19 protein-coding genes are annotated in these 18,599 nt (G+C 36.6%); 6 read left to right on the top strand and 13 right to left on the bottom strand.

Annotation, left to right across the window (positions count from 1 at the left end; genetic code table 11):
• Positions 1-24: 24 nt before the first annotated feature.
• The 9 genes from PKC21_03725 to hisS all read right to left on the bottom strand — a co-directional run bounded on the left by PKC21_03725 (position 25) and on the right by hisS (position 9,496).
• Positions 25-1,182 (bottom strand): glycosyltransferase family 4 protein, encoded by a 1,158-nt coding sequence (locus PKC21_03725; GenBank protein ID HMR24446.1) that lies wholly within the window; start codon positions 1,180-1,182, stop codon positions 25-27.
• Between the two features lie 117 nt (positions 1,183-1,299).
• Positions 1,300-2,736, bottom strand: a complete 1,437-nt coding sequence (locus tag PKC21_03720; protein HMR24445.1) for a mannose-1-phosphate guanylyltransferase/mannose-6-phosphate isomerase — start codon at positions 2,734-2,736, stop codon at positions 1,300-1,302.
• Between the two features lie 77 nt (positions 2,737-2,813).
• Positions 2,814-3,566: a DUF3047 domain-containing protein gene (locus PKC21_03715; protein ID HMR24444.1), complete on the bottom strand. Its 753-nt coding sequence runs from the start codon at positions 3,564-3,566 to the stop codon at positions 2,814-2,816.
• 6 nt (positions 3,567-3,572) lie between these two features.
• Complete coding sequence (locus tag PKC21_03710) at positions 3,573-4,763, bottom strand: glycosyltransferase family 1 protein (protein HMR24443.1); 1,191 nt, start codon at positions 4,761-4,763, stop codon at positions 3,573-3,575.
• Positions 4,764-4,846: 83 nt separating this feature from the next.
• Positions 4,847-5,359 (bottom strand): GNAT family N-acetyltransferase, encoded by a 513-nt coding sequence (locus PKC21_03705; protein ID HMR24442.1) that lies wholly within the window; start codon positions 5,357-5,359, stop codon positions 4,847-4,849.
• 3 nt (positions 5,360-5,362) lie between these two features.
• Entirely contained in the window at positions 5,363-5,740 is a 378-nt protein-coding gene (locus PKC21_03700) for a YraN family protein (protein ID HMR24441.1), read from the bottom strand.
• Between the two features lie 15 nt (positions 5,741-5,755).
• Positions 5,756-6,388, bottom strand: a complete 633-nt coding sequence (locus PKC21_03695; protein ID HMR24440.1) for a ribonuclease HII — start codon at positions 6,386-6,388, stop codon at positions 5,756-5,758.
• Positions 6,389-6,399: 11 nt separating this feature from the next.
• Entirely contained in the window at positions 6,400-8,214 is a 1,815-nt protein-coding gene (aspS, locus tag PKC21_03690; GenBank protein ID HMR24439.1) for an aspartate--tRNA ligase, read from the bottom strand.
• Positions 8,201-9,496, bottom strand: a complete 1,296-nt coding sequence (gene hisS, locus PKC21_03685; GenBank protein ID HMR24438.1) for a histidine--tRNA ligase — start codon at positions 9,494-9,496, stop codon at positions 8,201-8,203. The genes aspS and hisS overlap by 14 nt, the downstream gene beginning before the upstream one ends.
• Before the next feature lie 228 nt (positions 9,497-9,724).
• Between hisS and PKC21_03680 the strand changes: the two genes are divergently transcribed.
• A complete protein-coding gene (locus PKC21_03680; protein HMR24437.1) occupies positions 9,725-9,895 on the top strand; it encodes a hypothetical protein in 171 nt (56 codons plus the stop codon).
• Positions 9,896-10,201: 306 nt separating this feature from the next.
• Here the strand turns inward: PKC21_03680 and lipB are convergent, their stop codons facing one another.
• Positions 10,202-10,855 (bottom strand): lipoyl(octanoyl) transferase LipB, encoded by a 654-nt coding sequence (lipB, locus tag PKC21_03675; protein HMR24436.1) that lies wholly within the window; start codon positions 10,853-10,855, stop codon positions 10,202-10,204.
• A 63-nt stretch (positions 10,856-10,918) separates the two neighbouring features.
• Between lipB and PKC21_03670 the strand changes: the two genes are divergently transcribed.
• From PKC21_03670 to PKC21_03660, 3 genes are all read left to right on the top strand, one after another.
• Positions 10,919-11,515, top strand: a complete 597-nt coding sequence (locus tag PKC21_03670) for a hypothetical protein (GenBank protein HMR24435.1) — start codon at positions 10,919-10,921, stop codon at positions 11,513-11,515.
• 109 nt (positions 11,516-11,624) lie between these two features.
• Positions 11,625-13,040 (top strand): M14 family zinc carboxypeptidase, encoded by a 1,416-nt coding sequence (locus tag PKC21_03665; protein ID HMR24434.1) that lies wholly within the window; start codon positions 11,625-11,627, stop codon positions 13,038-13,040.
• A gap of 190 nt (positions 13,041-13,230) precedes the next feature.
• Complete coding sequence (locus PKC21_03660) at positions 13,231-13,422, top strand: hypothetical protein (protein ID HMR24433.1); 192 nt, start codon at positions 13,231-13,233, stop codon at positions 13,420-13,422.
• A 60-nt stretch (positions 13,423-13,482) separates the two neighbouring features.
• On the opposite strand, the gene argS is transcribed toward PKC21_03660, so the two are convergent.
• A complete protein-coding gene (gene argS / locus PKC21_03655) occupies positions 13,483-15,189 on the bottom strand; it encodes an arginine--tRNA ligase (GenBank protein ID HMR24432.1) in 1,707 nt (568 codons plus the stop codon).
• Positions 15,190-15,283: 94 nt separating this feature from the next.
• On the opposite strand from argS, the gene PKC21_03650 reads away from it, so the two are divergent.
• Entirely contained in the window at positions 15,284-15,988 is a 705-nt protein-coding gene (locus PKC21_03650) for a CHAP domain-containing protein (GenBank protein HMR24431.1), read from the top strand.
• Between the two features lie 43 nt (positions 15,989-16,031).
• Positions 16,032-17,105 carry a Glu/Leu/Phe/Val dehydrogenase gene (locus PKC21_03645; GenBank protein HMR24430.1) on the top strand — a complete coding sequence of 358 codons (1,074 nt, stop codon included), beginning with the start codon at positions 16,032-16,034 and terminating at the stop codon, positions 17,103-17,105.
• Between the two features lie 411 nt (positions 17,106-17,516).
• Here PKC21_03645 and PKC21_03640 read toward each other — a convergent pair whose 3' ends face one another.
• Together PKC21_03640 and PKC21_03635 are read right to left on the bottom strand one after the other, a co-directional pair.
• On the bottom strand, positions 17,517-17,963 hold the full coding sequence (locus tag PKC21_03640) for a HEAT repeat domain-containing protein (protein HMR24429.1): 447 nt from the start codon (positions 17,961-17,963) through the stop codon (positions 17,517-17,519).
• Positions 17,935-18,498, bottom strand: coding sequence for a hypothetical protein (locus PKC21_03635; protein HMR24428.1), 564 nt, complete (start codon positions 18,496-18,498; stop codon positions 17,935-17,937). The genes PKC21_03640 and PKC21_03635 overlap by 29 nt, the downstream gene beginning before the upstream one ends.
• Between the last annotated feature and the right edge of the window lie 101 nt (positions 18,499-18,599).

Below are 18,599 nucleotides of genomic sequence, written 5' to 3'. Positions count from 1 at the left end.
TTGTTGGTAACTTGATAAAAAAAATTAGTAGCTTATGATTTTTTTAAAAACATCTACGTATTCAGAAGCCATATCTTGCCAAGATGAACAGTTTGCATCTGTATAAATCTTATACTCTTGTGCTAAAGATTCTCTTTGCTGATCATCTTTTAACAGTTCAATGACTCTGGCTTTCCATAGCTCTACATCTGCCGATTTTAATAATTCACCATTTTTTTTATGTGTGATTGCTGAGGGTATACCATCAACATTGGCTGCTAAACAAATGGTTTTGGATGACGCTGCTTCCAGAGTCACTAAACCAAAACCTTCATAGTCACCATGCACTTTTATATTTGGCATCACAAATAAATCTGCATATTGCAATAGCATTTTAAGTTCTTTGTTAGAAAGGTTACTTAAACGGACTATATTAGAATATTTTTTTTGTAATGTTTCAATTTTCAAATCATCCGTTGGTACACCTAAAAGAAAAATTCTTTGAATAATTTTTTTTAGTCCAGGAATATTCAGCAAAGTTCTGTATAGCTTAGGATTTTCTAGTTTGGGCCCAACAATAACATAAGCCGTTGAACTATCTAAGTGAGGTACAATATTTTCTCCAAACCATGAAAAACCTTTTCGTACAACAGGCCTACCAATAGACAAAATAATTTTTTTGTATTGTTTCAATCCAAATTTTTTCAAGGTTTCATCAATTTCTTTTGTGGTAAACTGTTGAATAGGATCAAGAGAGACTCCATTTTTTACTGGAAAAATAATTTCTTTTTGAACTCCACGTTTCATCAACTCTTCTCCAGTTTGAAAACTAACTGGAACAATTGCACTTAATTTTTTTAAATTTTTTTTAAGCCAGCGTTGATAAAATGTATTTGGATAAACAACATCAAGACCATGTACAGTAACAATGACTGGAATTTTAATTTTTTTTAAAATTGGTGTTAAAAACAAAAGCATAATTAAATCATTGATATAAATCAATCTTGTTTCAGGATGACTTTTTAAAAAATTTAATACTCTTTTAGCTGCAGTTAAAAAAAACCACACTTTATTACCTACGCTTTGGTATATATGTTTATGAACTGTATAATTTTTTTCTAAATGCGTGACCAACTCATAACATTGTTTTTGCATTCCTCCTGTAGAAGGTGGATATTGATGTGCAACCACTAAGATTTCCATGGTTAATGTTTATCATAAAAAAAATTGTTGTCCCAGCTCTTCTTATGCCTAAGAGCATAAACAAAATGATGTGTTTTTGAATCTTAGAATATTTTACTATTAAATTTAGAAAAATAACTACTTGGTTACCCTACCGTAAACATCCTCTAAACGAACAATGTCATCTTCTCCAAGGTAACTTCCATACTGAACTTCTATCAAATGCAAAGCTTCAGTTCCTTTATTTTCAAGGCGATGTGATACTCCTTGTGGTATGAATACAGATTCATTTTCTTTTAAGATCTTTTCTTCACCATTGATTGTTACCAGTGCAATTCCACTAACAACTGTCCAGTGTTCTGAGCGGTGATGATGGTATTGAAGAGAAAGCTTTTGTCCCGGATTCACTACTATATGCTTGACTTGATGTTTTTCACCTTGATCAACACTCTCATATGAACCCCAAGGTCTATTCACAACGGCTGGTTTTTTTAACTCCACTCTATCTAATGATTTTAATTGTTCCGCAATATTTTTTACTCTTTGCGCTTGGCTTTTAGCAGCAACCAATAAGGCATCTTTAGTGTCTACAACAATGCTTTCTTCTAAACCAATAACAGCAATCAACCGGCCATTGCTATGTACATATGTGTTCTTGGTGTTTTCTATAAAAACATTTTCATTTTTAACATTGCCTTCTTCATCTGCATTTGCAATTGATAAGTCAGAAATTGCAGTCCATTCACCAACATCACTCCAGTCAAACGTAGCTTTGACAACAACTGCATCAGATGTTTTTTCCATAACTGCGTAATCAATTGATATTGAAGTACATTGAGAAAAGCTATCTTGCTCAGGATGGATCACCAAATCATTTTGTTGAGCGTTTTGCATTGCTAGTCTTGAATTTTCAATAATTTCTGGCTGATACAAAGTTAGATTGTTTATATAGCTGTTGGGCGTAAACATAAACATGCCGCTGTTCCAAACATACTGATTGGTTTTTAAAAATTGTGTAGCTGTTTCTAGATTAGGTTTCTCTTTAAAGCTTTTTACAACAAAGCCGTGGTCTGTTTCAGAACATTGTTCACCACATTCTATATAACCATAACCCGTATGCGGAGAATGTGGCTCAATCCCCATGGTGACCAGTTTACCTTTTTGAGCGTATTTTGCTGCTTCAAAAACCGTTTGATTAAACAGTTCTTCTTGCATAATTTTATGATCTGATGGCATCACAAACATGCATGCATCACTATTGTTTTCAATTAAACTTAAGGCTGCTAAAGCAATGGCTGGAGCTGTATTTTTAGCTTCAGGCTCTAGGATGATGGCTGTATAATCTAAGCCTATGGCTTGTATTTGACTTTTAAGAAGATGTTCAAATCTTTGATTAGAGATAATAATGGGTGGGGCATAATTTTCTCTATCTGAGGTAAGTTCAAGCGTTTCTTGTAATAAGCTTTTATCTGAAAAAAAATTAACAAACTGTTTTGGTAAATCTTCTCTTGAAACCGGCCATAAGCGAGTTCCAGAACCTCCACAAAGAATAACCGGATATATTTTAGTTGGCATATAATTGATTTCCCTTTTTTAATCGATCCACAGTATAAATTTAATAGTTTATACTTTTTAAACCCTTAACAAAGATCTTAATCAGTAACAACTGGATCTGGAGTTGGCACTACTTTTTCTTCAGCTTTCGGTGTTGGCTTCTTTGGTTGACTTTTTTCTTTTAACAAAACAAAATCATCATAATCTGCAATAGCATGCCCCTTTTTGATTCGTTCTGAATCAGTTAAAATTCCAAAAGCCATGGGACTTCTAACTTTATCCGTCTTAAAATATTTCTGGTAATCTGCCAATACATCTCTCTCTTCAGTGATCCATTCTCCCATACCTTCTTTTCCTGATCTGATTACAATTAACTCCTGCGGATTTTTACCGTCTTTATAAACATGGCCATCTACAGGTTCATTTTCCGCCCAAACATATTTTATAGTCTCAAAACGTAGAGGTATTAAACTTTTTCTAAAAATAACATAGACCGATGCAGCACTGTTATTGGGTTTTGATAAAGGTTTAGCACCTTTTGGATGCTTATGAACTCGCCAACGCCATGACAAAACAGGTCTATACTTTAAACTCCAACCTTTAATCTTAAATATTGCTGCTGCTGTTTTTTTGCTATCTGCATGTAAAAATAAATTATTGTCTTCCTTAACAATAGAATAAATATCTTTAGCTTCACCTTTAATGTCTGACACATGCCAACCATTAAAATCCACTGCGCCCACACCTTGTTTTTCAAAATCTTCTAGAACCAATTTTTCTTGGGCAAAAACACCTGTTCCAAAAAACATAAAAATAAGACTGTGCAAAATATATTTCTTCTTAAACATCATCAATGATTATCCCAACTTTCTATTGTTTTGCAAAGGAACTGATAGATTTACCAAATCTTTATAGACATCAATAACAGCTTGGTTGACTTGATCCCATTGCTTGGTTTTAGCATAAGCCAATGCTTTTTCTTGTAAGTTTTGCCTTTTGTTTAAGTTTACTACAAGTTCCTTAATGCTAGCTGAATAGGCTGGGATATCATCTTGAGAAAAAATATAACCCGCTTGCGACTCTTTAACAATTTCCTGACAGCCCCCTTGATTTGAAACCAAGGCTGGGCAGCCGCTGGCTAAAGCTTCTTGAACAACTTGACCAAAGGTCTCCGTGGTTGAAGGGAAAAATAAAACATCTGCGCTTGCGTAATATTGCCCAATTTTTTCTGGCTTTATGCTGCCAAAAAAGTGCGCTTTGGGCATTTGATTTTTTAACACTTCTTTGGCGGGTCCATCGCCAACAAAACAAAATTTAATCTTTCTAAAAAGTTCAGGCTGACCTTGAGACAAATCATCATATACTTTTCTTATACATTCTAAATTTTTGTACCAGACCAAACGCCCCACATACAACACATAAAACTTGTCGTCTCCACCCCAAGTTTGGCGCAATGTAACATCTCTTTTGTCTGCAGAAAACATCGTTTCATGAATACCGCGACTCCATATTTTTATGGCATGCTTATGTTTATTTTTACCCAAGCCTACAATACCATGACTTAAAAGTTCATCTTGGATAATTTTGGTAGGCGCAAAAACAGCTTGGCATTGATTGTAATGTTTTTTTAACTTCCCCCATAACCAGTGCTGCAAAAATCCAAGCCTGTAATATGGCAAGTACGATGGAAAATGCGTATGAAATGATCCCACTAAGGGGATATTATGCTTTTTGGCATATTTAGTCGCCCCATGCCCGGTTAAATCTGGGGTTGAAACATGGATTATATCTGGCTTAAATTGCTCTAAGGCTTGCCTAACTTTTTTGGAAAAAAAGCCAATTTTGTATTCAGGATAGAAAAATATTGGGATTGATGTCACTTCAAATACGCAAAGGTGTGAAGAATCAAATTCATCTACGCAAGGCGAAAAAACCATATGCTCAATGCCTTGCTTACTCAGGCTTTTGGACAGTTGAATCAAGGAGCGGGCACTACCATCTGATTTTTCTTTAAACATCCCAGCAAAAATAGCAACTCTTGGCTTCATGAACGTCTCATAACGTTTTTTTGCCCCGAATAACAGAAAAAACCTCTAGTTATCCACAAGTTAATACTGCCCGATATGAGCTGTTATTCAATTACGCGTTGCATAGGAATACCGCTGACCATGGAACCACCTATCTCTTCTTTTACAAGAGGTCCCATCTCCTTAAAACCCATTTTTTTGTAAAAGCCCAAAGCCGTTAAGGATGAATCCATCTTAATCGTATTAATTAAGCTCTCCTTGCAAACTTTTGTCATGATTTCCATCATTTCTCGTCCAAATCCCATACCAATAATGTCTGGATGAAAATACAATGCTGCTAGATTCGCATAGCTTTCTTCTTTGTTTAAGATCAAACAGGCCATACCTTTGATAGCATCCATAACTTGATCTTCCACAACCCAAACACAATGCTTATCAATGGCATTGGCCCACTTTTGCTGATCAAACGGTCTTTGTCCCCAGCCTGCAACTTCTTCTTTGCCATGCTCATGAATGCATACATTCATGATGGAATACATATGAACATCATGAATAGCTTGTTCATCTCCACGCTTGGCTTTACGAATTTGATAATTTGTTGCATGCATATTTTTCATCAATCACAGTTGATCCATATCGTCAATGGCATAGGGATAATGCTCTATGCTGCAAGGCAAATGCGGTTGGTAAACCACCAAATCAAATTGCAATGTGTAGTCACAATACTTTGGATAATGCATTAAAAAAAATTGCGCCAAACGAATCAATTTTTTTTTCTTATGCCAGTCAAAATGAACTTTGGGAGAAATATTTGAATGACTGCCAGACTTAACTTCTACAATGAGAACGGTTTTTGCCTTAGACATGATTAAGTCAATCTCACCTAAAGGGCAGCGGTAGTTTTTGTACAGCAGCTTGTACCCTTGTTTTTGCAAAAACTTTTGCGCTTGCTCTTCTCCCAAATCTCCTAAGGTTTTTCTATTGTTAACTTTAAACAAAATTTAAGGTGCCAATTACCGACTAAATTGAAAGCTTTTTCTATGCAGTGGACTCATACCATGTTCAACAATAGCTTGTTTATGCACAGCTGTGGCATAACCTTTGTGTTTGATAAAATCATAGATAGGGTAATCTTGATGGTATTGGCGCATCATTCTATCTCTTGTAACCTTAGCAATAATAGAAGCTGCTCCTATGGATATGCAACGATCGTCGCCTTTGGTTAACGTGTATTGTTTAATATCTGATTTAAAGGGAATATGGCCATCCACCAAACATAAATCTGCTTGTTGTTTTAAATTGCTCACTGCAATCTGCATGGCGTGCAAGCTGGCTTGTAAAATATTCATGGTATCAATACTAGTTGCATCAACAATGCCAACTGCATAATCAATGTAGGGTAACGCAATCAACATATCAAATAAGGCTTCTCGTTTTCTTTCCGCAATCTTCTTAGAGTCTTTGATATCATACAAAAGCGCTTCAGGTTTTTTTTCAAAACAAACTGCCGCAGCAACCACAGGCCCCGCCAAGGCACCTCTACCAGCTTCATCCACTCCCACAACACGACTGAAATTCATACGCAAAAAGTGTTCTTCTAAAGCAAAATGCTTCTCAGGACGATCTTTGTGTTGTTCAAATCTCAAAAGGTACGGCCTTACTTTTGAGATTTTTTATTTTGATTGTTTCTCAAAAGTAAGGCCGTACCTTTTGAGACAATGTGCAATTCATCTAAACTTTCTTGCGGAACCATGGCCGGTGCTTCACACATCAAGTCACTTGCATTTTGTGTTTTTGGAAACGCAATTACATCTCTTATTGCACTGGTTTCAGATAGAATCATAGCCAAACGATCTAAACCAAAGGCAATGCCTCCATGTGGTGGCGTACCATACTTTAAAGCTTCTAAGAAAAACCCAAATTTTAACTTTGCTTCTTCTTCACTGATATTTAATACATCAAATACTTTGGCTTGCATTTTACTATCATGGATACGAATAGAACCCCCGCCCACTTCATAGCCATTGAGCACCAAATCATAAGCTTTGGCTTTAAGTGTATCCAAAGTCTTTTCCGATAACTCTTGCCCTTCATCTAATTTGGGATGGGTAAATGGGTGGTGCATAGAAAAATAACGTCCCGCTTCTTGATCGTATTCAAACATGGGGAAGTCTGTAATCCAAACAAACGCATGCTCTTTTTCTGGTGCAATCTCTAAACGAGCAATACATTCTTTTTTTATGACGCCTAAAACTCTGCGCGATACATCCGCTTTATCCGCAATCAACAAACCTAAGTCACCTTCTTTAAGTCCTAAGGCTTTGCCCATACTCTGCATTTCTTCTGGGCTTAAAAACTTCTCTACCGAAGAGCTTAAACCTTCTGGTTTTAGTCTGACCCAAACCATGCCTTTGGCTCCATGATCTTGTGCCATTTTAACCAACTGATCCACTTGATTTCTAGCAATCGCATTGCCACCGGGAATTCTTAAGCCTCTTATTTCACCTTGGTTTGCAACAACTGATTTAAAAACATTGAACTCCGTGTTTTCAAATACCGCATTTAAATTTTTAAGTGGCATGCGCCAACGTAAATCTGGTTTATCGGAACCATATTCTTCCATGGCTTGGACATAGCTCATGCGTTCAAATTGTGCTTCTGGTAAAGCTTTATTTAAAACGTTAGTCCACACATGCGCCATCATTTTTTCTATCAAGTTAAAAATTAAATCTTCATGGGCAAAACTGATTTCCATATCCAATTGGGTAAATTCTGGCTGTCTATCCGCACGCAAATCCTCATCCCTGAAACAGCGCGCAATCTGATAATAACGATCAAAGCCAGAGACCATCAACAACTGTTTAAACAACTGTGGAGATTGCGGTAAAGCATAAAAACTTCCTGGATGCACACGACTAGGCACCAAATAATCTCTTGCCCCTTCTGGCGTAGCTTTGGTTAAAATAGGCGTTTCAATTTCAAGAAACTCTTCTTCATTTAAAAAGTTTCTCAATGCATGATTTAACTTGTGACGAAGAATCAAATGTTTCTGTAAACCTTCTCTACGCATATCCAAATAACGGTATTTTAAACGCACACTTTCACTGACATCGCTATCTTCATTGATAGGAAATGGTGGTGTTTTAGCTTTGGATAAAATATTAAGTTCATGAGCATAAACTTCAATTTCACCGGTTGTCATATTTTTATTCACCATGCCTTCTAAACGTAAAGAAACTTTACCTTGTACAGCAATCACATCTTCATGCCGTAAAGCATCCGCTACACTGTGGGCTTGCGCATTTTGCTCAGGATTGAACACCAACTGCGTGATTCCATAACGGTCTCTTAAATCAATAAAAATAACTCCCCCATGATCACGTCTTCTATTAACCCAACCGGTTAAACAAACCTCTTGATCTTTATCTTTTGCACTTAATTGCCCACACGTATGGCTTCTATAATTTTGCATCTATGCCTACCTCATTTTTATCTTTTAAAACTTGTTCACTTAAAAAATCTATACACTTATTATATTCAATTTCTTTCTGCTCTTTACTGATAAAATTTTTAAATAAAACCGAATTATTCTCTAGTTCTTGGTCACCAAGAATCAATACATAGTGTGGGTCCAATTTTGCAACTGCTCTCAAACCAGACTTCATACTGGTCTTATCAAACACAACATCGATATTCATGATTTTGGCCCAGTCCAATTGTCGTAAAGACCAGGCCAATTGATTGGCTTTTACTTGGGCTTTGTCACTTAAAGGCAATACAACACATTGCTTTGCTTTTTCTACTTCTGCTATTTTACTGATCATCAGTAAACGTTCCATGCCCATGGCAAAACCTACAGCAGGAATATCTTGCCCTGCAAAAGACTTGATCAAATTATTGTAACGCCCGCCGCCGCCGGCGGCATTTTGACTACCCAGACCTTGGGCTATCACTTCAAAGGCAGTGTGGGTGTAATAATCCAAACCTCTGACTATCTTATTGTTAATCTCATAAGGAATCTGCATTTGACTCAATTGTTCTTGAACTTGATCAAAGTGAGCTTTACAAGTGTCACTCAAATAGTCCAACATCACCGGGGCATTTTGCATGATTTCTTGGGTTTTTTCATCTTTAGAATCAAATACTCGCATAGGGTTATCTTGCATTCTTTGTTGAGAAGTCTGATCCAAACCTGCTTGATGCTTTTGTAAATAGTTGAGTAAAGCTTCTCTGTATTTTGGTCTGCAGGTTTCATCACCAAGGCTATTGAGCATGATTTTAGGCGAAGGAATATTTAGTTTTTGACAGATTTGATAAAGCATGGAAATCACTTCTGCATCTGCGCCTGGCGCGCTACTGCCAAAATACTCCACCCCCATTTGATGAAACTGCCTAAAGCGTCCTTTTTGCGGTCTTTCCCGTCTAAACATAGGGCCCATATAATACAATTTTTGTGGGCTTTTTTGCGCTAAGAGTTTGTGCTGCATCAAAGCTCTGACCGTTCCCGGTGTGCCTTCTGGCCGCAAGCTAATGGAGTCACCGTTTTTATCTTCAAAACGATAAAATTCTTTTTGGACAATATCCGTATGCTCACCGGTAGATTTTATAAATAAATCTGCGTTTTCTAAAACAGGGGTTCTGATTTCACTGTAACCATAGTTATGCGCAATATCACGCAAAATGCGCTCTAATTGCTGCCACTGCTCTACTTCGCCAGGCAATATATCTGGCATGCCTTTTAAACTTTGAATCATCTGTTGTTTCCTTTTAAGGGGGGATCTTCCCCCCTTCTTTGACGAAAACGCGGTTTCCGTCAAATTCATCCCACCCAGTCGGCCACGATATAAAATCTAGCCTCTTTAGTTTCCTTTTAAGGGGGATCTTTAGCAACTGTTAGACCTTGTGTCTTACAGTTGCTTATGCAGGGCCCGCCCCTTCTTGAACGGCTTTGCATAAAACATTCTAGTTCGTTCCTCACAAGAATGTCTAAAAAAACGTCGTTTTTGGCCAATTCATCCCACCCGGGGAAAATTCAGGATAAACCTTCTTTTCCTATGGCAGCCTTAGCTTCTTTTGCCAGTTTATCGTGGCGCCACCCAGGTCAGAGTCAGCACATGGCCTCTCTTCCGGTTTTTCATTTTCAAAATGTTTGAGCATAAAAAAGATTTTCGTATGGCGAGTTTGGGTAGCTTTGCTACCCATTGTTTGAGCCAGTAGAAAACTTTTTTGTGTTCATAACACGTCAACTTAATAACTCCGCTAAAACTTACTATCACTAGCTCTTTGTGAGCTTACAAGAAAAAACCTCTTCTCTCGCTACGCTCTTTTTCTTAAGAGGCCCTCACGTCCCTCTCAGAAACAAAAACATCGTTTTTGTTTCTTCGCTCCTGTGTGCTCGGTCATGTAAAATGCCCTCACATATTACCTTAGCTCAATAACTTAGCTAATATTTACTATTACTAGCTCTTTGTGAGCTTACAAGAAAAAACCTCTTCAAAAGCACTTTTTGCCCGGTCAAAACAGGTTTTAAAGTCCAAGTCATTGCCTGTTTCCTTGGCCAAGGAGGTCATCTGTACGCCATCTAAACCACAGGGTAACATCACATCAAAATGACTTAAATTTGGATTAATATTCAATGAAAAGCCATGCATGCTCACCATCTTACGCACATGAATCCCCACAGAACCCAGTTTTTTTTGCTCATTGACCCATGCCCCAGGAAACCCTTCTTTTCTTTGCGCTTTAACTCCATATTGCTGACACACATGAATCATCACTTTTTCTAAACCACAGACAAACTGCTTTACGCCCATTGAAAAGTCTTTCATATTGACAATAGGGTATAAAACCAATTGACCGGGGCCATGGTAGGTGATTTTTCCACCGCGGTTAATTTGTGCCAATTCAAAACCCTGTTTTTCTAACCAAGAAAAACTATGTTTTAAATTCTCACCTTTTTCTGCTCTGCCAAAGGTAATGCACGGTTGATGTTCAACCATCAGAATCTTTCCTGGTCTAGCTTCATTGATGATTCCATCTCTAATTTGATTTTGCAAAGCAAGAATTTCATTGTAACTTTTATTTTGAATGATTTGGTAGTTGTATGTCTGCATAACTTTAGTGCTTGGATATAACAAAACTTGACTATTTTGGCTATTGCCACAAAAATAGTAAGTATGAAAAAAATATATTTAATACTCATCTTACTAGGACTAACCTTTAACTATAATACTGTCGTCATGGCAGACAACCACACACAAGCAGCCTGCGATTGCGGTTCAGAATCTGCCAAAGCCTGTGAAGGTAAAGCCTGTGACACCAATAAACAAGATGCTTGTGCGCACTGCAAAGCAAAATACAAGAAGCATCATTGGGCCAAGAAAAAAATGGACCACACCCAATTTTACTTGAGCCATGCAAAAGAACTTGGTCTGGATAAAAAACAAGTCAAAACGCTTGAAGATCAGCAAAAAAGCTATGAAAAAAAGCAAGATCAATTGCATAAAGAATGGAAAGAGTTGCATGACGACTTTGCACAAAAAATTCATGACAAGAAGCTAACAGAAGCGCAAATCAAAGAGCATGCCCAAAAAGTAGGGGCGTTAAAAGCACAAAAAGTTGAACATAACTTAATGCACCAACACACCTCATCAAAAGTATTAACAGAGGAACAAAACAAAAAAGTTTGGGAAATGTTAAAAAGTGAGGCACCAGAAAAAAGTCAAAAAAAATCTGGCAAAAAAAAGCACAAGAAACATAAAAAAAAGAAATAAATCCATTTAATATTAACGTTTAAAAGCCCGGCAGATAAAAACCTACCGGGCTTTTTTTATTATAAAACCTATTGATTGCTGCTTAGCATTATGCTACTTACGCAACTATATGTGGAGATGGATACAAAAAATAAGTTTATTTATAATTTTTATTGTTCACACTGGCTTTGCCAGTGAAGCTTTACCTGAATGGGACAGTTTTAATCCCTTTTTTATCCAATCAAGTACAAAAACTTTTTTTGCTACAGTAAATTTTGATGATGGTAGAAATCAACTCGTGTATATTTCACTTGATTCAAATAGCAACATCATATTTTGGGGATTTGCTCAAAAAGATGAAAATAATACATATAGTCAAGTAAAGGGTAGTCCTACCTATTTCATAGACCCATTTGCACTAATGGAAATCAGAGAATCTGTAAGGAATAAAAGAATTACCTATGATTTAACTATAGGCCGAAGCCTTTCTCACGTTAGAGAATTTGAGCTTCATAGTGATTACGAACATTCAGCAGAGTTTTTTTCTCGTCTTGAACATTATTTGCTCTTCTCCTTGTATCAGCAAATTGAGTATTTTATCCAACATTTTTTAAATCAAGAGTACCCACAACTCATTGAAACAATTCAACTTGGCACCAGCTATGAAAAACGACCAATTTATGCTTATAAAATTGCGTGCCCCAATAGCATTGCAAATATCAATCTTGTTTGGGTATCTTTAGCCCATGCTAGAGAAAGATCTACAGTAATGTCTAACCTTTATTCTATGCTAGAATTTTTACACCAGTTAACTGTTAACCCCCAACAATACTGTAATACTGCCGTCTGGTTTATCCCCATTTTAAACCCTGACGGATTTGTTTATGCCAATACACACAATGAAGTGTGGAGAAAAAATAGACGCCCAGTATCCAACCAGACTAAAAATGGAGAAACCATAAATGGTTTTGGTGTTGATATAGACCGTAATTTTTTTGACCCACAATGCTCCCAAGACTTTAGATTTTACAATGATCAAAGCTACCCAGATGACGATGAAACATTTAACAATGGTAATCCTACTTTTTCTGATGACCCTAACTCTGATATTTATAGAGGCACAGAAAACAGTGAAGCTGAGACCCAAGCTTTAATTAATTTAGTTGCAAACAATCACCCTAAAATTACATTCAATAATATTGTTTCTTTACATTCTGCTATAGACAACGGAGGTATTTTTCATCTTGATGACCAAGATCCCAGAACAATTGCTGAATATATTCACCAAGCCATTAATGCTAACGAATACAATGGTTATGAGCCATTGATTTTAAATGAACTTATGCCTGGTATGCCAGAACTATACATGCATAATAGGGGCATCCCAATGCTCGCCATTGTACTAAGAAGAAACTATAGCACGTTATGCTACAACCTAACTGATCCTCCTTTGGAACAGTATATTGAAGATCTAAATGTAACAATACAGGCGCTGTTTGCTAATATTCATTATTGGCAAAGTGTTTTACAAAAAAAAGGTCAATAAACCAATAATCTAGGTTAAATGATTTAACTTTATCTACAAACAAAATGATGTTTTGCGTTATTTTTTTAGTTTCTTTTTACAACGCAAAGCTTAAATTATTGATTATAAAGTGTTTTTTTAAAAAAACAGTGTTTGATTTTTTAGTTGTTTTTTGCTTTAATGTCCGCAAGGGGGCATTTAAGGAGTGAATATGAGTAAAGAAAAAGATAGTGTAAAGAATGTAGACTTAGATAAATTAAAAGCAGAAAACTCGCAGTTTGATGACGCGGAAATTTTTGAAAGTCCGGTTGATCGTCAGCAAAAAAAACGTAACCCTTTCATTAAAGATCCAGCTGCTTATGCTGCTTATAGAAATCGGAGAGTGAAAAACCGTTTACTCTAAAAATTAATTTTATACATTAATCCACAGCTTTAAATGATTGGTAAGTTTAAAGCTGTGAGTTTACATTTTTTCGACTATGGGCAACCCCAAAAGCTTTAAACTGGCCTCTAAAACTATGGTTGTACTCTTAACCAAACACAATCTAAAATATTTTTGCTCCTTTGGAGCATCTAAAACTCTGCATTTGGTGTAAAAACGATTAAATTGTTTAACCAATTCTAAGGCATATTGTGCCAAATAAAATGGCTCTTTTTCATGAAGTGTTTTGTCCAAAATTTGCGGGTAATCATTAAGGCTTTGCAACAAACTTTGTTCTTCAGTTGTTTCAATAGAGTTAATGTCTATTTGATCCGTCCATCTACCATTATACTTTTCCAAAACTGACTTGGCTCTAACCAAACCGTACTGCAAGTATGGGCCCGTTTCACCTTCAAAGTTTAAAATCTCATCCCAGGTAAATTTTACGTCTCGCGCCAGTTTGGCGTTTAGATCAGCAAACAAAACCGCTCCTACCCCCACAGCGTTAGCAACATCTTGCTTATTTTCCAGAGTACTATTTTTTTCTTCAATAACTTTCAAAGCTCTTTCTTTAGCCTGCTGCAAGACATCTTTGAGTAAAACGATATTGCCTTTGCGGGTAGACATTTTTTCATGGCCAAAATCCACATGGCCATAAGCAATGTGATGGCATTTATCAACAAAATCACAGCCTAAAAGCTCTAATATCTTAAATAGCTGCTGAAAATGCAATTTTTGCGGATTGCCAACCACATAAAGCATTTGATCAAAATTGAACTGTTGGTACCTGTACTGTGCCGCCGCCAAATCACGGGTCATGTACAAAGAGCTCTCATCTTTTTTTTGTATAACACTGACCCCTAAATTGTACTCTTTTAAATCAACAATTTTGGCATCTTGGCTGTCTTTTAATAATTTTTTTTGTTTTAAATCTGCAATCAAATCATCAAGCATATCTACATAAAAACTTTCGCCCCAAACATGGTCAAACTCAACCCCCAACTCATGGTAAATTGTGTTGAGTTCTTTTAAAGAAATATCCTTAAACCATTGCCATAATTCTTTAGCTGTTTCATCTGAACGTTCTAGTTTTGTAAACCATTCTCTTGCCTGATCCGCTAAACTTGGATCATTTTTTTCTTCCTCATGAAACTTTACATACAATTTGTACAAAGTATCAATAGGGTGTTTTTCCAAATCTTGTGCATTTCCCCATAATCTAAAAGCCAACATCACTTTACCAAATTGGGTTCCCCAATCTCCCAAATGGTTAATACGAATCACACTCCAACCCTGATGTTTAAAAACTCTGGATAAACATGCACCAATATTGGTTGTTCTTAAATGTCCAATGGACAAGGGCTTTGCAATGTTTGGACTAGAAAACTCTAAAACCACTGAAGGTGAATTGCTTAAAGTTTTTTTAGCAAAGCCTGTTCCTTTTTTTAAGATTGTTTTTAATAAATCTTGTGCCAATAAAATCTGATTTTGCTTAAAATTTAGATATGGACCAATCGCTGTGACACTTTGTATTTGCTCGTCTAAAGTTACTTGCTCTAGTTTTTGACAAAATTCTTGCGCAACAAGGTTTGGTGCTTTTTTAAGTGTTTTTGCCCAAATAAAACAAGGTAAAGATAAGTGCCCGTGTTCAGGGTTTTGCGGCTTTTCTAAAAGCTCTTCAAGAACACTACTGTCCAACTGCAAATGTTCAACCAGACTTTTTTTAACAATTTCTTTAAATGGGGTCATTTGAATATTAGCTTAAACACTTTAAACAATCATCATGTCAAGTAAGTATTTTTTAACTTTTAGTTTTTTTTATTCGTGATAATCTTAAGGGTATATGCCATTTAATTTAGACACAATAAACCCAAACCAGAAAAAGTATAGTTTAAAAAATGTGAGCTTGTTTTTTTTGTGTCTTGTTTTTATTTTTTCAAGCAGTGCATGTCACAAAACCTTGAAAAAAAATAACATGCTTTGGGACAGTCATTCTGATGGCACTAAACGTAGACGCCTGGTAGCAGATGCCTATCAATTAAAAAGATCAAGATCTTACCAATTTGAAGACGCAAGTTTTTCACATGACTGCAGTGGTTATATTGCCAGTATCTTGCATCGCAATGGCTTACTCACTAAAAAATACGCTAGAATACAAAATGTTAAAGGCAATGGGGTTTCTATTCTTTATCAGTTTATTGAAAAAAACGGTTTTATTTTGGACAAAGATCAATTCCCCAAAATGGGCGACCTCATCTTTTTCTCTGACACTTATGACCGCAACGGTGACGGAAAACTCAATGACCCATTAAGTCATGTTGGCATTGTTGAAAGCATAAGCAATGACGGTCAAGTTACATTCTTACATCACATCAATGGCAGAGTCCGTAAATCTTATTTAAACAGTGGTTTTGAAAACCAACATAAAGATAGTAACAAAAGCATTCTCAATAGCTACTTGCGCAGAAGACGATCCAGTGACCCTAATAATACCCAATACTTAGCAGCGCAACTGGTCCATTCTTATGGTTCTTTAATTTTAAAATAAATCGTCCTTGCCTTGACTCATGCGCAGTTATCTCGTAGACATCATGGCAATGAAACAAGATTTTTCCTCCACGCCTACGAGCAACATCATGTCGCTCATGCAAGAAAAAAATTACGAACACATTAACTATTTTTATGACAAAGACTCTGGGGCTAAAGCCATTATTGCAATACATAGTACTACTTTAGGACCTGCTTTGGGCGGTTTACGTTTTTACCCTTACAAAGATGAATCCAGCGCATTAAACGATGTTCTGCGCTTATCCAAAGCCATGTCATACAAAGCTGCAATTGCGGGTTTATCTTTAGGTGGCGGAAAATCAGTGCTTATTGGCAACCCAGAAACTGACAAAAATGAAGCGGTACTTAAATCTTTTGGTCGCTTTGTTGAACGTCTCAATGGTAAATATATTACATCGGTTGACTCTGGCACTTCTGATGAAGACATGATTGCTGTAAAATCAGAAACCAATCACGTTACCGGGGCACCTCCTGCTTTTGGTGGTTCAGGTGACCCTTCGCCCATGACCGCTTACGGTGTGTATAGAGGTATTTTGGCCAGTGTAGCCTTTCAATTTGGTTCCTCAGATCTTACGGGTAAACGCATTGCCATTCAGGGCCTAGGACATGTAGGTTACCCTTTAGCAAAATTACTGCATGAAGCAGGGGCAAAACTCATTGTTACGGACATCAATGAAAAACGTATTGAACGCTGTAAACAAGAGTTCAATGCGCAAGCAACTACTTTAGATGATATTCTTACTGTAGAATGTGATGTTTTAGCGCCTTGCGCTTTAGGTGGCATTATTACCGAAGAAATTGTACCGCAACTCAATACCCCAATTGTTGCTGGCGCGGCCAACAATCAATTAGAAAGTCCTGCCATTTCTGAACTTTTATTTGAGAAAAATATTGTATATGCGCCTGATTTTGTGATTAATGCCGGTGGTTTAATTAATGTTGATCAAGAACGCCATGGCTATGATGAAACGGCAGCCAAAGCCAAAACCCATCAAATTCATGACACAGTATTGACTATTTTAAACCGCTCAAAACAAGAAAACCAAGATACAGCAAAAATTGCCATCACCATGGCCAAAGAACGAATTTATGGCTAGCGTTTTGAATTTTAGTTCTTTTTCGAAAAGCTAAAAGATTCAAATCATTTATGATCAAAGATAACTTTACCATCTGTTATTTTAGTGGAAACGCTATCAATTATTCTACGCTTAAATCGCTTGTTGAGTTGTATGAAAAAGAATTTCACCTGTCTCATTTTGCTTCTTATAATAACAACACAAGACTATAGATCAATGTTCATAGTACATCAAATAACTCAGATAGCTTAGAAACAACCCTTAATTTTATTACAAACCATTTAAATAAAAAAGCCCTGAGGATTGAGGAGATTTCTTTAACTTTACACCTTGAATATGTTGATCAATGCAATTGGGAATACAGCCCAAAGCAACTTAAAATAATTAATGAGCAAAATATATCTCTTGGATTAAGTTGCTTTACACCTTAGCTTATTGTTTTTGTTCTTTGAGTTGCTCAATATAATCTCTGCGTTTTTCTAATATATCCAAGGCCAATTGCGCTTGTTTTTGAGCTTCGGGGTGGGTTTCTTTATTAAGGGCACGTTGCAAAACAGCCATACTGCCCATAGAACCCATACGGCCTAAGGCATACAAGGCTTCGGCTCTGACCTCATGTGATGGATGATTAATTGCCTGATACTCTAATTCAGATTTTGCCCGCATATCGCCCATCAATCCCAATTGTCTGGCAGCATTTTTTTGCAACAAAATAAAAGGGCTTTGTTTTAAAGTACTCAACCAAAACTGCAAGTGCTGGTTATCATGATAGGTATTAGCTCTAAGCTGGCTAAAACCAATGCATAAAGTTAAGACCAAAAAAGTCATGCCTTTTGATAAGCTAGAACGTTTAATATGCTTGTTGAATGTATTTTTCATCAAAAACTGCCTTATCAATAAATGGTTGCGCTACACGTATACAATTCCCTTTGTACAGTTTCTTTTTGAGTTTGGCCAGTGTGTTTCTGTTTTGTGGAAAATTGCCCGGTTTGACTCCCAAGCGTAAATAACTGATGGGCCGTCTTGCAGGCAAGACTTCACCTTTTTTCTTACCTAATACTGTCGTATAATCAACGTCAAAAAACTCTAACTCAATATAACGTAGCTTTGGATAACGCATAAAAATATCGGCTGCTCCTTGGCCATATTTGCCTCGTCCAAACAGTAACCAGCGGTAGGCATTACATACTTCTTGCTCACTATCTCTACCTTTAAGACTTCTCCAGTAGGCAATCTTAGCAGCATAGGCTTGTCCATTACGCAAACGTTTAACGGTTACTTTTTCTTCTTTGCTGCGCATATGCGGCTGTACTACATATATTTGCAACAATTGATCAATGTTTTGTACCTGTTCATAGCTTTGAGAAAAAGCCAAGCATGAAGCCACAAAAATCAGTATTACTCCCTTGCGCATTGAAATTTAATTATACCTCAATCACAACAAATGAAAAAGCTCACAAAGCAACAAAGCCATTTTTACTGAAAATCATTACCTGGTTTTTTATTTTTTAAACT

Source organism: Oligoflexia bacterium (genome assembly GCA_035326705.1).
GTDB lineage: Bacteria > Bdellovibrionota_G > JALEGL01 > JALEGL01 > JALEGL01 > JALEGL01.
The sequence above is the reverse complement of the archived record's forward strand: the minus strand, read 5'-3'. Positions and strand labels throughout refer to the sequence as shown.

Coding starts and splice junctions, on each gene's coding strand:
- PKC21_03725 (HMR24446.1), bottom strand. CDS start 1,182: ATGGAAATCTTAGTGGTTGCACATCAATATCCACCTTCTACAGGAGGA.
- PKC21_03720 (HMR24445.1), bottom strand. CDS start 2,736: ATGCCAACTAAAATATATCCGGTTATTCTTTGTGGAGGTTCTGGAACT.
- PKC21_03715 (HMR24444.1), bottom strand. CDS start 3,566: ATGATGTTTAAGAAGAAATATATTTTGCACAGTCTTATTTTTATGTTT.
- PKC21_03710 (HMR24443.1), bottom strand. CDS start 4,763: ATGAAGCCAAGAGTTGCTATTTTTGCTGGGATGTTTAAAGAAAAATCA.
- PKC21_03705 (HMR24442.1), bottom strand. CDS start 5,359: ATGAAAAATATGCATGCAACAAATTATCAAATTCGTAAAGCCAAGCGT.
- aspS (HMR24439.1), bottom strand. CDS start 8,214: ATGCAAAATTATAGAAGCCATACGTGTGGGCAATTAAGTGCAAAAGAT.
- hisS (HMR24438.1), bottom strand. CDS start 9,496: ATGATTCAAAGTTTAAAAGGCATGCCAGATATATTGCCTGGCGAAGTA.
- PKC21_03680 (HMR24437.1), top strand. CDS start 9,725: ATGTCTAAAAAAACGTCGTTTTTGGCCAATTCATCCCACCCGGGGAAA.
- lipB (HMR24436.1), bottom strand. CDS start 10,855: ATGCAGACATACAACTACCAAATCATTCAAAATAAAAGTTACAATGAA.
- PKC21_03670 (HMR24435.1), top strand. CDS start 10,919: ATGAAAAAAATATATTTAATACTCATCTTACTAGGACTAACCTTTAAC.
- PKC21_03665 (HMR24434.1), top strand. CDS start 11,625: ATGTGGAGATGGATACAAAAAATAAGTTTATTTATAATTTTTATTGTT.
- PKC21_03660 (HMR24433.1), top strand. CDS start 13,231: ATGAGTAAAGAAAAAGATAGTGTAAAGAATGTAGACTTAGATAAATTA.
- argS (HMR24432.1), bottom strand. CDS start 15,189: ATGACCCCATTTAAAGAAATTGTTAAAAAAAGTCTGGTTGAACATTTG.
- PKC21_03650 (HMR24431.1), top strand. CDS start 15,284: ATGCCATTTAATTTAGACACAATAAACCCAAACCAGAAAAAGTATAGT.
- PKC21_03645 (HMR24430.1), top strand. CDS start 16,032: ATGGCAATGAAACAAGATTTTTCCTCCACGCCTACGAGCAACATCATG.
- PKC21_03640 (HMR24429.1), bottom strand. CDS start 17,963: ATGAAAAATACATTCAACAAGCATATTAAACGTTCTAGCTTATCAAAA.
- PKC21_03635 (HMR24428.1), bottom strand. CDS start 18,498: ATGCGCAAGGGAGTAATACTGATTTTTGTGGCTTCATGCTTGGCTTTT.